At 30.1% G+C, this 15,810-nt stretch carries 22 protein-coding genes; 21 read left to right on the top strand and 1 reads right to left on the bottom strand.

The genetic code is table 11. The features are described from left to right. Positions 1 to 165: 165 nt before the first annotated feature. The 11 genes from DK442_RS16315 to DK442_RS16365 all read left to right on the top strand — a co-directional run bounded on the left by DK442_RS16315 (position 166) and on the right by DK442_RS16365 (position 7,587). Positions 166 to 657, top strand: a complete 492-nt coding sequence (locus tag DK442_RS16315; RefSeq protein ID WP_109436958.1) for a hypothetical protein — start codon at positions 166 to 168, stop codon at positions 655 to 657. Positions 658 to 668: 11 nt separating this feature from the next. Then, positions 669 to 1,421 (top strand): hypothetical protein, encoded by a 753-nt coding sequence (locus tag DK442_RS16320; RefSeq protein ID WP_109436959.1) that lies wholly within the window; start codon positions 669 to 671, stop codon positions 1,419 to 1,421. Positions 1,422 to 1,644: 223 nt separating this feature from the next. Then, positions 1,645 to 2,178 (top strand): RNA polymerase sigma factor, encoded by a 534-nt coding sequence (locus DK442_RS16325; RefSeq protein ID WP_109436960.1) that lies wholly within the window; start codon positions 1,645 to 1,647, stop codon positions 2,176 to 2,178. Positions 2,179 to 2,193: 15 nt separating this feature from the next. Beyond that, entirely contained in the window at positions 2,194 to 2,601 is a 408-nt protein-coding gene (locus tag DK442_RS16330) for a hypothetical protein (protein WP_109436961.1), read from the top strand. Positions 2,602 to 2,646: 45 nt separating this feature from the next. Continuing rightward, entirely contained in the window at positions 2,647 to 2,865 is a 219-nt protein-coding gene (locus DK442_RS16335; protein WP_109436962.1) for a hypothetical protein, read from the top strand. A gap of 134 nt (positions 2,866 to 2,999) precedes the next feature. After that, entirely contained in the window at positions 3,000 to 3,902 is a 903-nt protein-coding gene (locus DK442_RS16340; RefSeq protein WP_109436963.1) for a DUF1963 domain-containing protein, read from the top strand. Between the two features lie 276 nt (positions 3,903 to 4,178). Continuing rightward, positions 4,179 to 4,832 (top strand): hypothetical protein, encoded by a 654-nt coding sequence (locus DK442_RS16345; RefSeq protein ID WP_160114219.1) that lies wholly within the window; start codon positions 4,179 to 4,181, stop codon positions 4,830 to 4,832. A gap of 37 nt (positions 4,833 to 4,869) precedes the next feature. Beyond that, positions 4,870 to 5,652, top strand: a complete 783-nt coding sequence (gene modA / locus DK442_RS16350) for a molybdate ABC transporter substrate-binding protein (RefSeq protein WP_109436965.1) — start codon at positions 4,870 to 4,872, stop codon at positions 5,650 to 5,652. Continuing rightward, the gene (locus DK442_RS16355; RefSeq protein WP_109436966.1) at positions 5,649 to 6,047 is read left to right on the top strand and encodes a molybdopterin-binding protein; all 399 of its coding nucleotides are present in this window, start codon (positions 5,649 to 5,651) and stop codon (positions 6,045 to 6,047) included. Before modA ends, DK442_RS16355 begins: the two co-directional genes overlap by 4 nt. Then, positions 6,047 to 6,718 (top strand): molybdate ABC transporter permease subunit, encoded by a 672-nt coding sequence (gene modB, locus DK442_RS16360; protein WP_109437018.1) that lies wholly within the window; start codon positions 6,047 to 6,049, stop codon positions 6,716 to 6,718. Before DK442_RS16355 ends, modB begins: the two co-directional genes overlap by 1 nt. After that, positions 6,715 to 7,587 (top strand): ATP-binding cassette domain-containing protein, encoded by an 873-nt coding sequence (locus tag DK442_RS16365; RefSeq protein WP_109436967.1) that lies wholly within the window; start codon positions 6,715 to 6,717, stop codon positions 7,585 to 7,587. Before modB ends, DK442_RS16365 begins: the two co-directional genes overlap by 4 nt. Before the next feature lie 176 nt (positions 7,588 to 7,763). On the opposite strand, the gene DK442_RS16370 is transcribed toward DK442_RS16365, so the two are convergent. After that, on the bottom strand, positions 7,764 to 8,228 hold the full coding sequence (locus DK442_RS16370) for a hypothetical protein (protein ID WP_109436968.1): 465 nt from the start codon (positions 8,226 to 8,228) through the stop codon (positions 7,764 to 7,766). Between the two features lie 482 nt (positions 8,229 to 8,710). On the opposite strand from DK442_RS16370, the gene DK442_RS16375 reads away from it, so the two are divergent. From DK442_RS16375 to DK442_RS16420, 10 genes are all read left to right on the top strand, one after another. Further along, on the top strand, positions 8,711 to 9,199 hold the full coding sequence (locus DK442_RS16375) for a hypothetical protein (RefSeq protein WP_109436969.1): 489 nt from the start codon (positions 8,711 to 8,713) through the stop codon (positions 9,197 to 9,199). Between the two features lie 62 nt (positions 9,200 to 9,261). Further along, a complete protein-coding gene (locus DK442_RS16380) occupies positions 9,262 to 9,585 on the top strand; it encodes a hypothetical protein (RefSeq protein ID WP_143915267.1) in 324 nt (107 codons plus the stop codon). Between the two features lie 122 nt (positions 9,586 to 9,707). Then, complete coding sequence (locus DK442_RS16385; protein WP_109436971.1) at positions 9,708 to 10,133, top strand: DUF1330 domain-containing protein; 426 nt, start codon at positions 9,708 to 9,710, stop codon at positions 10,131 to 10,133. Positions 10,134 to 10,142: 9 nt separating this feature from the next. Then, positions 10,143 to 11,300, top strand: coding sequence for an FAD-dependent monooxygenase (locus DK442_RS16390; protein WP_109436972.1), 1,158 nt, complete (start codon positions 10,143 to 10,145; stop codon positions 11,298 to 11,300). A 172-nt stretch (positions 11,301 to 11,472) separates the two neighbouring features. After that, the gene (locus DK442_RS16395; protein WP_109436973.1) at positions 11,473 to 12,174 is read left to right on the top strand and encodes a hypothetical protein; all 702 of its coding nucleotides are present in this window, start codon (positions 11,473 to 11,475) and stop codon (positions 12,172 to 12,174) included. A 61-nt stretch (positions 12,175 to 12,235) separates the two neighbouring features. Next, the gene (locus tag DK442_RS16400; protein WP_109436974.1) at positions 12,236 to 13,345 is read left to right on the top strand and encodes a helix-turn-helix domain-containing protein; all 1,110 of its coding nucleotides are present in this window, start codon (positions 12,236 to 12,238) and stop codon (positions 13,343 to 13,345) included. A gap of 143 nt (positions 13,346 to 13,488) precedes the next feature. Beyond that, complete coding sequence (locus DK442_RS16405; RefSeq protein ID WP_109436975.1) at positions 13,489 to 13,959, top strand: nuclear transport factor 2 family protein; 471 nt, start codon at positions 13,489 to 13,491, stop codon at positions 13,957 to 13,959. Positions 13,960 to 14,000: 41 nt separating this feature from the next. Then, entirely contained in the window at positions 14,001 to 14,453 is a 453-nt protein-coding gene (locus DK442_RS16410; RefSeq protein WP_109436976.1) for a nuclear transport factor 2 family protein, read from the top strand. Positions 14,454 to 14,476: 23 nt separating this feature from the next. Then, positions 14,477 to 15,046 carry a hypothetical protein gene (locus tag DK442_RS16415; RefSeq protein WP_109436977.1) on the top strand — a complete coding sequence of 190 codons (570 nt, stop codon included), beginning with the start codon at positions 14,477 to 14,479 and terminating at the stop codon, positions 15,044 to 15,046. 2 nt (positions 15,047 to 15,048) lie between these two features. Then, positions 15,049 to 15,756, top strand: coding sequence for a DUF2490 domain-containing protein (locus DK442_RS16420; protein WP_109436978.1), 708 nt, complete (start codon positions 15,049 to 15,051; stop codon positions 15,754 to 15,756). The last annotated feature ends 54 nt before the right edge of the window (positions 15,757 to 15,810 follow it).

The following is a 15,810-nucleotide window of genomic DNA, read 5'->3' on the forward strand; positions in this document are numbered from 1 at the left end:
TATTTTATATTTATGAATTGAAATTAGAAATAAATTGTATGTTTTAAAAAAATCAATAAAAAGCCAGGAGTTAAAGCTATTTAATTCTCGAAGGATGATGGAAATGAGAGGTTTAAATTATTATTTAGATAAAAATTCATATCGCAAATCAAAAAAACACAATATATGAACTCATTTAACAATTATGTTACCGAATATAAAAAACAACTAGAAAAAGGGGATATCAAAAAGGCGTATAAAGGTTTGATTGAATATATGATGAGTTTAAAAACTTATTTTAAAAATAAGTACCCTGATTATTTTGTATCCGGAAATATTCATCATGGTTATATGGATATTACCTATTTTTCTTTCACTCCAGAACGCTTAAAAAAAGAAAAGTTAAAAATTGCTATGATTTTTAATCATGAGAAAATCAGGTTCGAAATTTGGCTAGCAGGATATAACAAAAAGATTCAAACCAAATATTGGACACTATTTAAAAACAGTGATTGGGATAAATATTACATCCCTACTACTACAGAAAAAGAGGTTTCTATAGTAGAACATATTGTAGTCGAAAATCCTAATTTTGATGATCTGGATACGTTAACAAAACAAATTGAAAAAGGCACATCAAAATTCATTCAGGATATTATTAAGCATCTGAAGCTTTAAAATCAATCAAAATGAAATTTAAAAATATACCTGTACTTTCTTTTATAGAAGATTTATATAATAAACCCATATCCCCTGAGCGATTTAAAACTTATATTTCTAAACTTCAAGGGGGAACAAAGGGAGATTTGGATTTACCAATTGGCGGATTTAATCCTATGGCCAAAGAACATGTACTTCAGAAAATAAGGGAATTAAAAAATATCAATGCTGAAGAGTTAATTGAAGAAGTTACCAAAAATTTAAATACCAAATATGAAAATCAAAATTCCGAAGTCATTAACATTGTTTTAAATCTAGCCGATGATCTCAAGGGCGGGTGGACAAATCAGTATACGACAGATTTTGATAGTAAATTTAAATTAAATGCATTAGTAACCAGAAATTTTTGTACACCGTATTTCTGGACAAGTGAAAACTATAATGCCGCTAGTATAAAACAAAGAACCCTAGAATATGTGTATCGTACAATATATTGGTTAAACCATTCAAAAATACGAACACTTGAAGATTATGTGAATCAAGAAATCTTTGTAAAACAACAAACGACAAGTGTTATCCAGATACATAAGGATAAAAAATATGATTTTATAAAAGTTTTCTATCAAAAAAACAAAGAACAGGATGACTACAGTATTTTATTTAACTTCTTTTATGGAGATCATGCCTCTGCTTCTTTGAATTATCCATTATATGGCATTAAAGATGTCAACGGGTTCGAATATACAGAAATGTTGGCTAACAAAGTAAAAACAAATATTTGACTACACTACTATAGTCTAACATAGTGCACTTCATCTTGTTAATATTTTGCATTCTTAAAAAAAATTGACAAGTACAATTTTCTTTCAACTTAGCTCCTGCGCTACTTTTTTTATTCTTTAAGAAGTAAAAAACATTGCGTATTAAAAATTACTTTTAAAAATAATGCAATGGTTTTAAAAAGTTTCGTCTTTAGTAATGAAGACCTATCGAAATAGTTTTTAAATGACTTCGGAATCCGAAAATAACAAAAAACTCTCTGAGTTTTTTAGCAACGAATATCTTTCACTTAAAGCTTATATCAATTCTAAGATAAAAGCTGGTGTAAATCGTGATGCTGAGGATATTCTTCAGGATGTAGCATTAAAATTGTTTTCTGGAGCAGATAGGTATTCTCCTATTAATAATGTGGCTGGCTTTGTATATCATTCTATTAAAAACAAAATTATCGATGTAATGAGGTCTAATAAAAAGTCAACTGCCTACAAAGATGAAAATGAAATCAGATTAGCCGAATTTGCAGAAATTGTATACGACACACAAGATAACTTGTACTCTGAACAAATGAAAAGTGAATTAAAAAAAACCATCTGGAATCTAAAACCTGTATATCGAGACATCATCATAGCGATAGATTTTGAAGGGTACACATATCGTGAGATTAGCCAGGAAACAGGAATTCCAGAAGGCACTTTGATGTCCAGACGGCATAGAGCTATTTCATTATTATATAAAAAAATTGAACTAAAAAAAACATAATCTAAAACAAAAAAAATGACAAATTTCTTTAAACATAAAATGAGAAGTAAATCCCTGGGAGAAATTATAGGGTGGGTAATTTTAGGAGTACTTGCAGTAGTGGGACTAGCCATATTGTTTGGTTTTGTCATCATGTGGCTCTGGAACTGGTTAATGCCAGTAATTTTTGGATTACCGCTACTCACCTACTGGCAAGCCGTTGGTTTATATATACTTTTTAAAATTATCCTTGGAAGTTCTGGAGGTGGTGGTAAAAGTCATAAATCTTCTAAACATTCGAAATCATCTTGTAAAAAAGAACCTAAAAGCGAGTTTTCTAAATGGAAATACTATGATGACTTTTGGAAAGAAGAAGGAGATCGTGCATATAAAGAATATGTAGAACGTATGAGCAACGACACCAGTAGTGATAGCGAAGAATAATCAATACAAAACTAAGTACATTACACTAATAGATAAACCACATACATGAAATTGTTAATATTTAAAACTGATATTGAAACAAAGAAAAAAATTAAATCTATAAAACCTTTATTAAATAGCTTATCAACAATAATCAATTGGTCTATTGACACAGAAGACGTTGACAATGTTTTAAGAATTGAAACCACCGAAAATTTACATGAAAATGACATAATAGACTTAGTAAAAACCAATGGTTTCTATTGTGAAACTTTAGCTGATTAAAAATCATGGTGTAAAAGGATTTTTTTAAATAATAGCAATCCAAATAAACCATCCAATTATAATTTCACTGAAAACAGGCAGATAAAGAACATAGATCGTATTTATCTTTGACATAAGAAGATCTAAATAAAGATATGAGCGATTTAAAGCAATTAATTATTGATGAAATAAAAGAATATGAATGGGATAAAGAAGATGGTGTAATTCAATCTATTATTCCTAATATTATTTTTTCAGTTGATGAACAAGAATCTGAGCATCATTTAAAAAATTCTAGATTTGGTGGTCAACCTGCTGTTCCTTCTAATTTTGTGTGGCCAATACAAACATTAGGGCAAAAGGCTCCAATGGCTTTCTTTTTTCAACTCAATTTTGAGGAAATAAAACCTTTTGACATCGAGAATAAATTTCCGGATAAAGGAATTTTGTTATGTTTTGCTTCTGTTACAGATGACATCATGTGGGAGTATGATGTTGAAGATGCTTTTAAGACATACTACTTTCCTGACTCAGAAAATCTCATATTTGCAGATATTCCCGAAGTCATTCCTCCTGATCAACGATTAGCACCTAGAACAATTCACTTTAAAAGTAGTTTCCAACTTCCAAGATATCCTTTTAATTATGATTTATTAGAAGATGATCTTATTTCTGAAGATGACGCCGATGGCATTGATCAAGTTGCCAATAATATGATGGATGACGCAATTAAAATTCAGATGCATACAAAAATGGCGGCTCAGGTAGGATTAAAACCTCCTACTCCAAAAAATGATTTGCATACGCTTTTTAGTCACAATTTATTATTAGGTGTTCCATTTTCGGTTCAACATACGATCTCAGAAGAATGGGCAGAACAACATTTTGGTAACGATGATAAAAGTGACCAGTATATAAACCTGATCTCTTTTGAGATGAAAGGGCACGAAGGTTATGGTTTTAGTGCAAATGGAGCTCACCTCTATCTTTGTATAGATAAAGATGATTTAAAAAATAATGACTTTAGCAAAATTGTAGCATTAGTACAAAACACATAGAAAATCGTGCTATAAAATAATGTTATCACAGATATAAAGCTCATAATTGACTATACATTAGTGTCTTTTACTATAAAATCATAATAGAAATATCACTATGATATTATTTCTAGCTCGAGAAAGTACATAATAAATAATTCTATACCATTATACGTCTTTATACTAGCCTATCGATTCATAGAATTATCCTGTACTCATTCCCATACTATTATTAAATGAGTATTGTATCTTTGATAGAATAAATCATCTATATTTCCTTCTATCAAAACATAAAAAATGAAATTTAACTTCATAATCTTAGTATCCTTAATGGCTATATCTTGCCATACTTCAGGGCAAAAAAAAGATACGACAAGAGGAATAAAAATTAAATGGACCGAAAATTTAGAAGGAGATTTTTCATTTAGAAAAAACTGGAGTTATAAGGAAGGTATCTATAAAAATAGCTTTGGACAAATTAGCTGCGATTGGGATTGTCCCCCTGAGGTTGACAACATGAAAGATAAAAACGGAAAAATCTTAAAAGACTCTTTGCAAGTATTTTATAAGATTATTGATACCATTCACGTACCATATTCTTTAAAATCAGAAAACAGAATGTATGAATATTCAGGAACTAATTTCATTGAATTTAAAAAAACAGAAAAGAATACAATAACAGGGCAATCCATCAATAATGTCTCCACACACAGCAGTTTGAATTTAAATATCGACAATGACAATTGTTCTGTTTGGGTTGATTTTAATAGTATTAGAGATTTAGGAGAACATATTTTTCCATTAGATAGTGGAACCATTACTATAGATAGAATAGTATTCAATCAAGGAATTATAAAAGCCGTCTTTGACTTTAAGTTCAAAAATACTTTAGAACCCGAAGAAAAACTTTTCTGGAAAGGGTTAATTTATAGCGAAATAAAAAATAAGTAATCTAATTAAGATACTTTCCTCGAATAAGAAAATAAGGATGAAATGGACTAGCACACTAAATTCTATATTGATAGGTTGTACTTTATTTATAATCTCTGCTTGTGGTTACCAAAAGGATGATAATAATAAAGTTACTATTGCAGTAGCTTCCAATATGCGTTATGCCATAGAGGATATTGCCAAAAAATTCACTCAAAAAACAGGTATAGTTTGTGAATTGATTATCAGTTCTTCTGGGAAATTAACTGCTCAAATCAAAGAAGGAGCTCCTTATCATATTTTTATTTCTGCCAATATGAAATATCCTTACGAGCTATTCGAGAATGGATTAACAACCAAAAATCCAGAGATTTACGCTTATGGAAAATTAATCCTATGGACCATGATCGATGACATAACTCCTTCATTGCAAATGCTAGAAAACAAACAAATCAAGCATATCGCATTGGCAAATCCTAAAACAGCTCCTTATGGATCATCAACAATAGAAATATTAGAGCATTATGAACTTTATGATAATTTAAAGCATAAATTAGTTTTTGGAGAAAGTATATCACAAACCAATCAATTTATTGTTTCAAAATCTGCTGAAATTGGTTTTACATCAAAGTCGGTAGTACTATCTTCTCAAATGAAAAATAAAGGAAATTGGGTTGATATTGATAAAGCTGTATATTCACCAATAACCCAAGGAGTAGTGATGATAAAACAAAAAAATAGTGTTGCTGCAAATACTAAGCAATTTTATAACTTCTTATTCTCCTCTGATGCAAGGGGAATCCTGGAAGGTTATGGATATGATGTAAATACTAATAAATGAACATTCTTAAAGGAAAAATAACCGCTGTTAAAACCAATGGAAATCTTTCATTAGTAGAGATTGATGTGGATAATATCTCTTTCAAAACTATTGTGGTTGAAACACCCGATACGGCTTCTTATTTAACAAAAGGAAATATTGTCAAGGTTATTTTTAAAGAAACAGAAGTTATTATTGGTAAGGGTGTAGAACATGCCGTAAGTATGCAAAATAAAATAGTCGGAAAAATTCTTACCATAGAAAACGGAGAATTATTGAGTAAACTTACTATTGATATTGGTGTAGGAAATATAGTATCTATCATCACTACAAATGCCGTTCAGGAATTACGCCTTCAGGTAGATGAAAAAATCACAGCTATGATTAAAACAAATGAAATAATGTTATCAGAATGATGGATTGGCAACCTTTAGTATTAACTTTTAAATTAGCTCTTGTTACAACACTTTTACTATTGATTGTTTCAATTCCGCTTGCATATTGGTTGGCACATTCAAAATCATGGTTCAAGCCAATAGCTGAGACCTTAGTAAGTATGCCTTTGGTGCTCCCTCCTACAGTTTTAGGATTTTATTTATTAGTTGTTTTTAGTCCTTCAAGTACTTTTGGAAGTTGGCTTAATGAATCTCTGGGAATACAATTTATTTTTTCATTTCAAGGTCTGGTTCTAGCCTCTGTTTTATATAGTTTACCTTTTATGGTACATCCTATACAAGCTGGGTTTTCGAATTTATCATCGACCATCTCAGAAGCATCTTATGTCTTGGGGAAATCAAAAATCACAACACTTTTTAAAGTTCTTCTTCCTAATATAAAACCTTCATTACTTACGGGAGTTGTTCTTGCTTTTGCACATACTATTGGAGAATTTGGGGTTGTATTAATGATTGGAGGAAATATACCGGGTAAAACCAAAGTAGCTTCGATTGCAATCTATGATGAAGTTGAAGCTCTTAACTATTCTACGGCAAACTGGTATTCTCTCATTTTGTTTCTCATTAGTTTTTGTATACTACTACTAGTATATCTAGTTAATGGAGGTCATTTAAAAAGGTTCTGGAAATGATACATATTGCAGTACAAAAAAAATTAACAGCCGTAGAAGGAGAAATGCTTCTTGATGTAGATTTTACTTTGGAAGAAGGAAAACTAACGACATTGTATGGAGAATCGGGAGCAGGAAAAACATCTATTTTCAGAATAATTTCTGGATTATTAAAAGCAGACAAAGGGTTAATTACTGTCAAACAAAAAATATGGTTAGATACCGAACAAAAAATATATCTAAAACCACAACAACGAAAAGTGGGACTTGTTTTTCAGGAGTATGCCTTATTCCCTAATATGACAGTAAAAGAAAATCTCTTTTTTGCATTAGAGAAAGGGCAAGATAAAAAAATTGTAGATGAATTAATTGCTATTATAGAATTAGGGAACTTACAGAATAGAAAACCTCAACACCTTTCTGGAGGACAAAAACAACGTGTTGCTTTGGCCAGGGCAATGGTTAGAAAACCAGATATCTTATTATTAGACGAGCCACTCTCTGCGTTGGACCCAAAAATGCGAGCAAAATTACAGGATTATATTCTCGAAGTGCATAGACAATTTAAGTTAACCACCCTTCTCATTAGTCATGATATAGGTGAAGTTGTAAAAATGTCTGATTGTGTGATGATTATAGAAAACGGGATGATTACCAAACAAGGTAATCCTATTGATATATTTACAAATCAACGAGTAAGTGGAAAATTTCAATTTTCTGGTAAAATCGTTCAAATACAAAAGGAAGATGTTATCTATATTGTTACCATCATAATAGATGCTAATTTTGTAAAAGTAATTGCCCAGGAAGATGAAATAAAGGATTTAAGTATTGGTGATAAGGTTATTGTTGCTTCCAAAGCGTTTAATCCTATTTTATATAAAATTTAAGTAAAAAAGACTAGAGGTTTATTACAAGTCAATTGTAAAACTCACATATCCCTCTACTAAAACACTGAATATCAAAAAAAAGTATTGTATCTTAATTTTGAATATAATGGTCATATTATTCAAAATTAAGATACAAAGCAAACGTTATTTATTTTTTGTACTATTAAAGTAGTTTCTTATTGTGCATTAATTCCAATATTGCCTTGAGCTACAACTGTTGGATCGCTTTCACTTTTAAGGATTTTTACGTGGCCATCAAAATTGATTAGTTCATCGTATGTCATTACAAAAAAAGAATCACCTTTATCAATCGGGCTAAATGGAGTAGAAGAAATCGCAACTTTATCTCCTTCTCTTCTATATGCTTCAGAAAGTGAAAAAGCAATATTTCCATCATCAGTCAAAGAATCATTATAAATATGTGTAGGATATAAATTCCCTGAGCTTGTACCCTCTAATATAATAGTAAAAAATGTGTAATCAGTAGCAGATTTTACAATACTAACAAGACCTTTGATTCCCGAATTATTTACTTCTTCTAATACGAACTCTTGCTTGATAACATTAGGTTCATCATCATCATTATTACAGGAATAACAGAATGCAATGGTAATTGTTAAAAATAATAATAGTTTTTTCATTGTGATATTGATTTTAAAAGTTTACATAGATAATACTATACTTTAAATAAAAAGTTGCAGTAATTATTTTAAAATTAATTCAAGAAAAATCTAGTTTAAACACTTCCAATAGTTTAAATCTGGTAAAGGACATATATTATCAAAACTTTAACTAAAGAAACTTTGACTGCTAAGGTAGCCCATGTCAGTAGATAACTTTAGATAAATCCAGATTACTTTGAAAACATGTAAGAAATATGTTCAAAATTATCCTATAGTTAACAAAGTTCGTATACCCATACCTTACTCTGTACTATTAATTCTCATAATATAAAAGTCTTACCATGTGTTTATAAATAATAATTTAGTTGCTTTATGTATTAACACCTCTCCTTTTCATATACTAATGCTCTTTAATTTTCATATTATTTTTCACTGAAAACAGGTAGTTACACCTCTCCTATTGTTATTAGTTTTGTATTACATCATAAAAAAACAGACTTATGAGTACTACAAAAAACAACAGTATACAAGAGCAAATTAATGCTGATTTACTAGAGTCTTTTACTCTTTTTATAGATTCAGAATATACAGGATATGACCCCCTAAAACCAGTATCTAAAATTATTTTTTCTGCCCAGGGAGAAATCACTTCTCCTCCAGATCTAGAATTTATGGGATATGGTGGTGGATCAGAAGGAGAAAGTTTTAGTGAATGCGGTGGAATAGATTTAACTTCTTTCTTTCCACTTGATGAACAAAGTGAATATTTTGCAAGTAATGAAGATGAATATATCGAAGAATGTTTGCAAAATGCTTCTGCTGCGGTTTTAAAAGGGTTACAGTCTGTTGCCGGTAGTATAGAGTTTCAAAAATTACCTAAAGATGGCCCGGTAGTGTTTGTTTTAAATCTAATTGATCAAAAGAGTAAAGTCATCTGTCGTATTCATCCCGATGGAGATATAGAATTGCCTCCTAAAAAAGAAAGTTAAGAATATATAAACTCATTAGAAGCAGTTTACATTAAACGTTATAAATCAAATCTACTAAACTCTTGGCTAGAATAATACTACATATATTCATGATGTTCACAACGATGTTTGCGTACACCAATATCACAACAAAAGCTATACATCAGGAAATAACTACAAAATATTTCATTAACGATATTGAAGTAACTGAAAAACGATTTAATAAAAAATTAGAAAGTCTTGAGGAAACGGGAGGTTGGTTTTGTTTGGATACTAATACCGGAGGAGTTACAGGATATAAATGCAAAGATAAATCTGAACAAGAATATACATATGAATGTACCCTAGACTTGGTTAAGAGTGAATGCAGACTTACCAAAACGAGTATAAATATATCAAAATTTTAATGGAAAGACAGAAAGTGGATTGATACGATCTTTACACCTAATTTATATTCAATTTATTAATCTAGATTAAGAGGACTTCGTATGCTTTTGTATTACATTTACAGTACGCATATTCTATAAAAATGAAAAAAGCATTACTATTAATCATCATAGTTTTTTCCACAATACATAGCTCAAATGCAAAAGATATATTTTATAGTATTCACCAAAAGTCATTGCATCAAAAAATGCTTCAACAAGATCCACCTATAAAAACAACTTTAATTGTAACCTCTTCTCCAAATTTAGACGAAATAGAGGCCTTACAAAAGTATGTAAAAGAAGTTATGCCTCTATTATTAGATATTGGTGGGACGGTAATCAAAAGAAGTAAAATAGAGGATGTATATCACGGAGAACAAAAATTTGTTTTTTTATTGGTTATGGACTTTCCTTCAAAAGAGAATGTTATAAATTTATTGAATAGTAAAGCATATCAAAATCTTATTCCAAATAGAGATAAAGGATTCTCTGAAATTAATATTTTATTTGCAGATGACTTACCATAAATAATACGTATGATTACAATAATTGGTGCAGGAATTGGTGGGCTTACCACAGCTTTAGCTTTTGAAAAACTAGGAATCGAATATCATGTGTATGAAAAAGCTCCAGAACTAAAAGAAATTGGTGCTGGTATCTGGATGCCTCCAAATGCGCTTCAGGTTATTGAATGGATCAATCCGAGTATCTTAAAAGATCTTCAGCTCCATGGAAATTCTATAGATAGAATTACATTAGCAGATTTACAACTAAACCCTATTTCTGACACCGATCAAAATTTTGCAAAAGAGCAATTTGGCTTCTCTACAATTGCAATTCATCGAGGGAAACTACAGTACCTTTTACTTAAAAATATTCCCAAAGAAAAGATAACTATGGGAAAAGCATTTAAAAGCTATACTTCTTTAAGTGACCAAAAGATTGAGATTGTATTTGAAGATGGTACACAAACTACGACAACATACCTTATTGGGTCAGATGGAATTCACTCTAAGATAAGGCACCAACTTTTTCCAAAAAGTCGATTACGGTACTCTGGGCAAACTTGCTGGAGAGGAGTTGCAGCATATGAAATGAATCCTACTTTTGATCATAATGGAATAGAAATGTGGGGAAATCAGTTAAGGTTTGGAATCTCAAGATTGCAAAAGAATCAAGTATATTGGTTTGCCGTTGCGTTAAGTGAGCCTAATTTGAAAGATGATACCGTATTTTTAAAAGATAAACTCATAGATTTATTTTCTGATTTTCACGAAGAAGTTATTCAACTTATAAAACACACACCAACTGATAAAATTATTAGAACCGATCTTAATGATTTAAAAATTTTAAAAACCTGGCATCATCATAATATATGTTTAATTGGGGATGCTGCTCATGGCATGACCCCTAATCTTGGACAAGGAGGTTCACAAGCTATTGAAGATGCATATTATCTATCGAATCTAATTGCATCACAAAAAGATATTATTCAGGCATTTTCAGAATTCTATAGATTAAGATCTAAAAAAGTGAATTCGATAGTATCCCAATCCTGGAACATGGGTAAAATTGGTAACATGAGATATGGCAGTAGAATTAGAAACTTTATGCTAAAAAATGTTCCTTCCTCTAAGCTTAAAAAGCAGATGATTTCGTTATACAGTATTGATAAAACTATATCTAATAAATGATCACTTTCTAATTATCTATTCTTTTAAGAATAACTATCAGTTATATTTGTATTTTATATAAGTACGCATACGGTATATGTACTTCAAAGCCCTTATTTTACTTTAGTTCTCAGAATATAGCTTCTACATTTGTCTTATCAATTAAGAATCATTAATTAAAGTAAAGAAACATATGAAGCTTTTAAAAATCTCACTATTAACCTTATTTTTAATCACTAATTTTTTAAATCTACAGGCGCAATCAAAAATAAAATCATATGCCCAAAAAAAAGGACAAGTATTTGATATTATATTTCTAAATACAAAACCCGACACCAAAAAAAAATTAGACAACTATTTTAAAACCGCATTTCCTGTTGCCGAAAAAATGGGATATCACCCATTACCTGGAAGAGCAGTATCAGGAAGTCCGACTCAAGGAAATTACCACCCCGAAGTTATGGTCTTTGGATATTGGGATACGCTAAGTGGTCGAGAAAAATTTTTACAAGAAATAGAAAAAACAATGCCTGACTTTCATCAAGAAAGAAGAAATATCTGGTCAACCTTTGGTTTAACGTATTATGAATTAAAGGAAGATCTTTCTTTTAAAATCGATCCAGAAAGGTTTAATATCACCACTGCATATTGGCAAAAAGATGAACAATCCTTTAAAAAATTTAAGCAAGAGTGGTTACAAAAAAGTAAAAAGGCAGGTGGCCAAATAGAAATAGAATTTGTAGAAGGTACATCTCCATTTGGATATCATTATAACCCAGATTATCTGGTCATCACTTCATGGGAAAATAAAGCTGCTTTTGAAAAATTCTATACAGAGAATCTAAAAATGAACCATAGTTCGGTAAAACATGTGAATCAGTTTCAGATTAAGTAACTATTTTTAGCGATATAAAAAAGTAGGTGGTATTAAAAACCACCTACTTAACCCAACACCTATGCAAACACTTCTAAATCAACTTGTGTATTTTGGATATTTTCAGAGTATCTTCTTACTCTTTATTTATCTTTTTTCACCAAAAAACAGAAAAAACATTAACGGTTATGTCGCTTTTTTGGTAGTAGTGCTTATGATAGGTTTATCGGGACGGGTTATCTATATATCAGAAGTTTTTGGTAAGAATTTTAGATTTATTGCCTTTTCAGAATTTGCTACACTTTTATTTGGATCCACAATTTACTTGTTTACCAGATCTTCTTTATTAAAAAAACGTTTTTCTTATCAGAATCTGTTACATTACATCCCAGGAGTTTTCTACATTATTTTTGTGATTTTCATGTTTATGCTTCCTACAGATCAAGAAATGGGATTAAGAGTAAAAAGCGGAGAATTATTTCGTACCATAACCATTTTTATAGGCATAGGATTACTATTCAACATTACATATTGGGCCATGAGTCTGCATCTGTTTTTTGTATTTAAAAAAGAACTTCGAGATGAGTTAAGCTATACCGTAAAAACACAGTTTTTTCTAAATTTTCTTATTGCAATCGGTATTTGTCTACTATGCTGGGTTATTGTATACTTCATTAGTATTTTTGGATTTGAAATGATAGAAAGAACGGCAAGAGAAACTATCTGGTTAAGTATTGCTTTAATCATTCTCTTTATTGCTTATTATGGTATGATTTCTCCCGATTTATTTAAAATTATCCCTCCTTCAATCCATAAAAAATATACACAATCAAAATTATCAAAAAAGGATCTTGATGTACTAAAAGCCCAATTAGATACATTAATGATTGAGAAAAAACCTTATCTCAATAGAAAATTATTAAAGGCTGAGCTTGCAGAAATGCTTGGAGTGAGTAGTCCCGAAATTGCTCGATTACTCAATGAAAATGTTGGTATGAATTTCTTCGAATATATCAATTATTATCGTATTAAGGAATTTGTAGAATTGGCAAAATCTGAAAAAAACCAAAATCTTACTTTTTTCGGGATTGCACAAGAAGCAGGTTTCAATTCTAAAACGACCTTTAATAAATCGTTTAAAAAATTAATGGGAACCTCACCAAAAGAATATTTTACTTCGCTGCAAAACTAAAGAGAAATTCAAAAAAAACTAAAACGATAACTTCATTCATTTAATTCAAGTGAGTTTACTGATCTTTAAGATTTAAGAAAACTTTCTTATTTAATTATCATATATCTTATATTTTTAGAACTGAAAAACAATCAGTCAATTCAATGAAGTATCTATGTAGCGTTATTTTCGCATTCTTTTTATGTACTATTGCTATTCATGATATCAATGCACAAGAAGAGCATGAACCAACTCCAAAAGATGTTCTTGTTAAGTTAGTAAATGATTACTATACTATAAATATTAAAATCTTTAAAGCCAACTCTACCATAAAAGATATTGATGAAGTTTTTGAATTATTTACAGATGATTTTGTCTATATACATCCAAAATATGGAGGCACATATACCAGACAAGAATTATATGATGGATACGTACGTAATCAAAAAAAGGGAGGTTATGATGGAAGCGTAATAGATATCAAAGTAATCAATATGATTACGGGACTCGATGCTATTGTTACAGAAAAGAAGTTTATTAATAAGACTGACACTGGGACAAAAGAAGGAGATGCTCAAATGGCTTTATTCGAATTTAAAAGTGGTAAAATCTCCAAAATATTCGAATATTGGTAACCTAAAAATATAATATTCTTACTATTAATAATTGCATTCACATGAAATCATATTCTCTTTTACTCATTTTAATAATCTCATGTATTACCATTAAAACCTATGGCCAAACCAAACAAGACTCTTTGGCAATTAAACAAGTAGCTCTGGATTATATTGAAGCGCAACATCACGTAAAACCTGAGCAATTTGAACGCGCTGCTCATCCAAGAATGGTAAAAAGAACATTTTGGAAAAACAAAACCACAAACAAAGAGTATTTGCGTGAGACTTTTACAGATTTTATGGTACTCCTTTCTGAGTCTTATAATCGTAATGGAGATAAGTTCCCTGATAATCCTAAAAAAGAAGTGATTATACTAGACATTTTTGACAAAACTGCTTCTGTAAAACTTATTGCAGATGAATGGGTTGATTATATGCACATCATAAAAATTAATGGAGCCTGGAAAATCGTAAATGTATTATGGCAATTTAATGATTCTTCTAAGCATTGATTTATGTTTCAAAACATTTTTTGATGAAAAAAATAATAGTTGCTTTCGGAATGTTTTTTACTGTATTTGCTACAGCTCAGACAAAGTATGAACGAGAATATCGAATCCAACCAGATATTGTACCTCCAAAAGCATTATCATTTATAGATAGTTGTTTTTTCAAAAACACTATAAGATGGTATGTTGAAGAGAGTCAAGATGGAAAAACAATAGAAGCCAAAACCAAAAAAAACAGAGCACGTTTTAGTATTGAGTTTGACACTCTAGGAAACCCTATCGATATTGAGAAAACAATACATTTTAAAACACTTCCTAAAGAAATAAAAACAAACATTACTCATTCATTAGATTCTGTTTTTACCAAATATACTATTGTAAAAACACAAATACAATGGAAAGCAGATCGACAAACATTATTAAGTTTGATGCAGGAAAAAGCATCAAAAGATTCTTATACCACCCTTTATGAGATTGTCATAAAAGGTAAAAGAGAAAAAAATTATCATTTGTATGAAGTCTTAATTGATCCAAAGGGAACTATTATAAAATTTCTTGAGATCGTACAGCGTAATTCTGATAATATACAGTTTTAGTCATGCATAACACCACCATAAAAATTCTATTTCTAGTTTTGTGTATCAATTTACTAACACATGATATACTCGCTCAAAGTGAATTCTCAAGTGGTATACTTCCCAAATTCACATTATCTTCAAAACTTTCTAATCGTACAAAATTAATTAATGCCATAGAATCACGACAAGTATTCATCGATGATACAGAAGAAAATTCATTTCAATATTCTTATATTCTTACTGATTTAACTTCTCTGATTTCTACAAAAATTGGAGCTCATGGAGTGCTTAATGGTGGATATTTATTTAGAATAAAGGATGATGAGATTATTCATCGCACAATTCAACAGTACAATTATGTTCAACTACTTCATGTAGGCCGAATTGGTCATCGCTTGGCAACAGATCAAACTTTTACGAGTAATGAAGCTCCAGAATTTCGTTTGAGATATAGAGTAACCTATGAAAAACCGTTATCAGGAGAACAAATTGACTCCAAAGAATTCTATCTTAAGTTTAGTAACGAATATCTTGGATCATATCAACAAAATGAAACAGATTTAGAAATCAGACTTCTGCCTTTTCTGGGATACGAGTTCAATAGAAGAAGTAAGACTGAATTTGGTTTAGACTATCGAATTAGTAATTTCTTTAATTCTGATACCAAACATAAACTTTGGGTAAGTATACATTGGCTCTATACCATTGATATACGTAAAAAGAAATAACTTTTATTCTTAGTATTATTTACCTCAACAAGGAAAATATTTATTACTTCATAA

The organism is Aquimarina sp. AU119 (assembly GCF_900312735.1).
GTDB lineage: Bacteria > Bacteroidota > Bacteroidia > Flavobacteriales > Flavobacteriaceae > Aquimarina > Aquimarina algiphila.

Bases quoted from the DNA above. Each gene is read 5' to 3' on its own strand.
- DK442_RS16355 (WP_109436966.1), top strand. From the start codon at position 5,649: ATGAACATTCTTAAAGGAAAAATAACCGCTGTTAAAACCAATGGAAAT.
- DK442_RS16330 (WP_109436961.1), top strand. From the start codon at position 2,194: ATGACAAATTTCTTTAAACATAAAATGAGAAGTAAATCCCTGGGAGAA.
- DK442_RS16370 (WP_109436968.1), bottom strand. From the start codon at position 8,228: ATGAAAAAACTATTATTATTTTTAACAATTACCATTGCATTCTGTTAT.
- DK442_RS16410 (WP_109436976.1), top strand. From the start codon at position 14,001: ATGAAATCATATTCTCTTTTACTCATTTTAATAATCTCATGTATTACC.
- DK442_RS16325 (WP_109436960.1), top strand. From the start codon at position 1,645: ATGACTTCGGAATCCGAAAATAACAAAAAACTCTCTGAGTTTTTTAGC.
- DK442_RS16345 (WP_160114219.1), top strand. From the start codon at position 4,179: ATGAAATTTAACTTCATAATCTTAGTATCCTTAATGGCTATATCTTGC.
- DK442_RS16400 (WP_109436974.1), top strand. From the start codon at position 12,236: ATGCAAACACTTCTAAATCAACTTGTGTATTTTGGATATTTTCAGAGT.
- DK442_RS16365 (WP_109436967.1), top strand. From the start codon at position 6,715: ATGATACATATTGCAGTACAAAAAAAATTAACAGCCGTAGAAGGAGAA.
- modB (WP_109437018.1), top strand. From the start codon at position 6,047: ATGGATTGGCAACCTTTAGTATTAACTTTTAAATTAGCTCTTGTTACA.
- modA (WP_109436965.1), top strand. From the start codon at position 4,870: ATGAAATGGACTAGCACACTAAATTCTATATTGATAGGTTGTACTTTA.
- DK442_RS16420 (WP_109436978.1), top strand. From the start codon at position 15,049: ATGCATAACACCACCATAAAAATTCTATTTCTAGTTTTGTGTATCAAT.
- DK442_RS16385 (WP_109436971.1), top strand. From the start codon at position 9,708: ATGAAAAAAGCATTACTATTAATCATCATAGTTTTTTCCACAATACAT.
- DK442_RS16315 (WP_109436958.1), top strand. From the start codon at position 166: ATGAACTCATTTAACAATTATGTTACCGAATATAAAAAACAACTAGAA.
- DK442_RS16390 (WP_109436972.1), top strand. From the start codon at position 10,143: ATGATTACAATAATTGGTGCAGGAATTGGTGGGCTTACCACAGCTTTA.
- DK442_RS16415 (WP_109436977.1), top strand. From the start codon at position 14,477: ATGAAAAAAATAATAGTTGCTTTCGGAATGTTTTTTACTGTATTTGCT.
- DK442_RS16335 (WP_109436962.1), top strand. From the start codon at position 2,647: ATGAAATTGTTAATATTTAAAACTGATATTGAAACAAAGAAAAAAATT.
- DK442_RS16340 (WP_109436963.1), top strand. From the start codon at position 3,000: ATGAGCGATTTAAAGCAATTAATTATTGATGAAATAAAAGAATATGAA.
- DK442_RS16395 (WP_109436973.1), top strand. From the start codon at position 11,473: ATGAAGCTTTTAAAAATCTCACTATTAACCTTATTTTTAATCACTAAT.
- DK442_RS16320 (WP_109436959.1), top strand. From the start codon at position 669: ATGAAATTTAAAAATATACCTGTACTTTCTTTTATAGAAGATTTATAT.
- DK442_RS16405 (WP_109436975.1), top strand. From the start codon at position 13,489: ATGAAGTATCTATGTAGCGTTATTTTCGCATTCTTTTTATGTACTATT.
- DK442_RS16375 (WP_109436969.1), top strand. From the start codon at position 8,711: ATGAGTACTACAAAAAACAACAGTATACAAGAGCAAATTAATGCTGAT.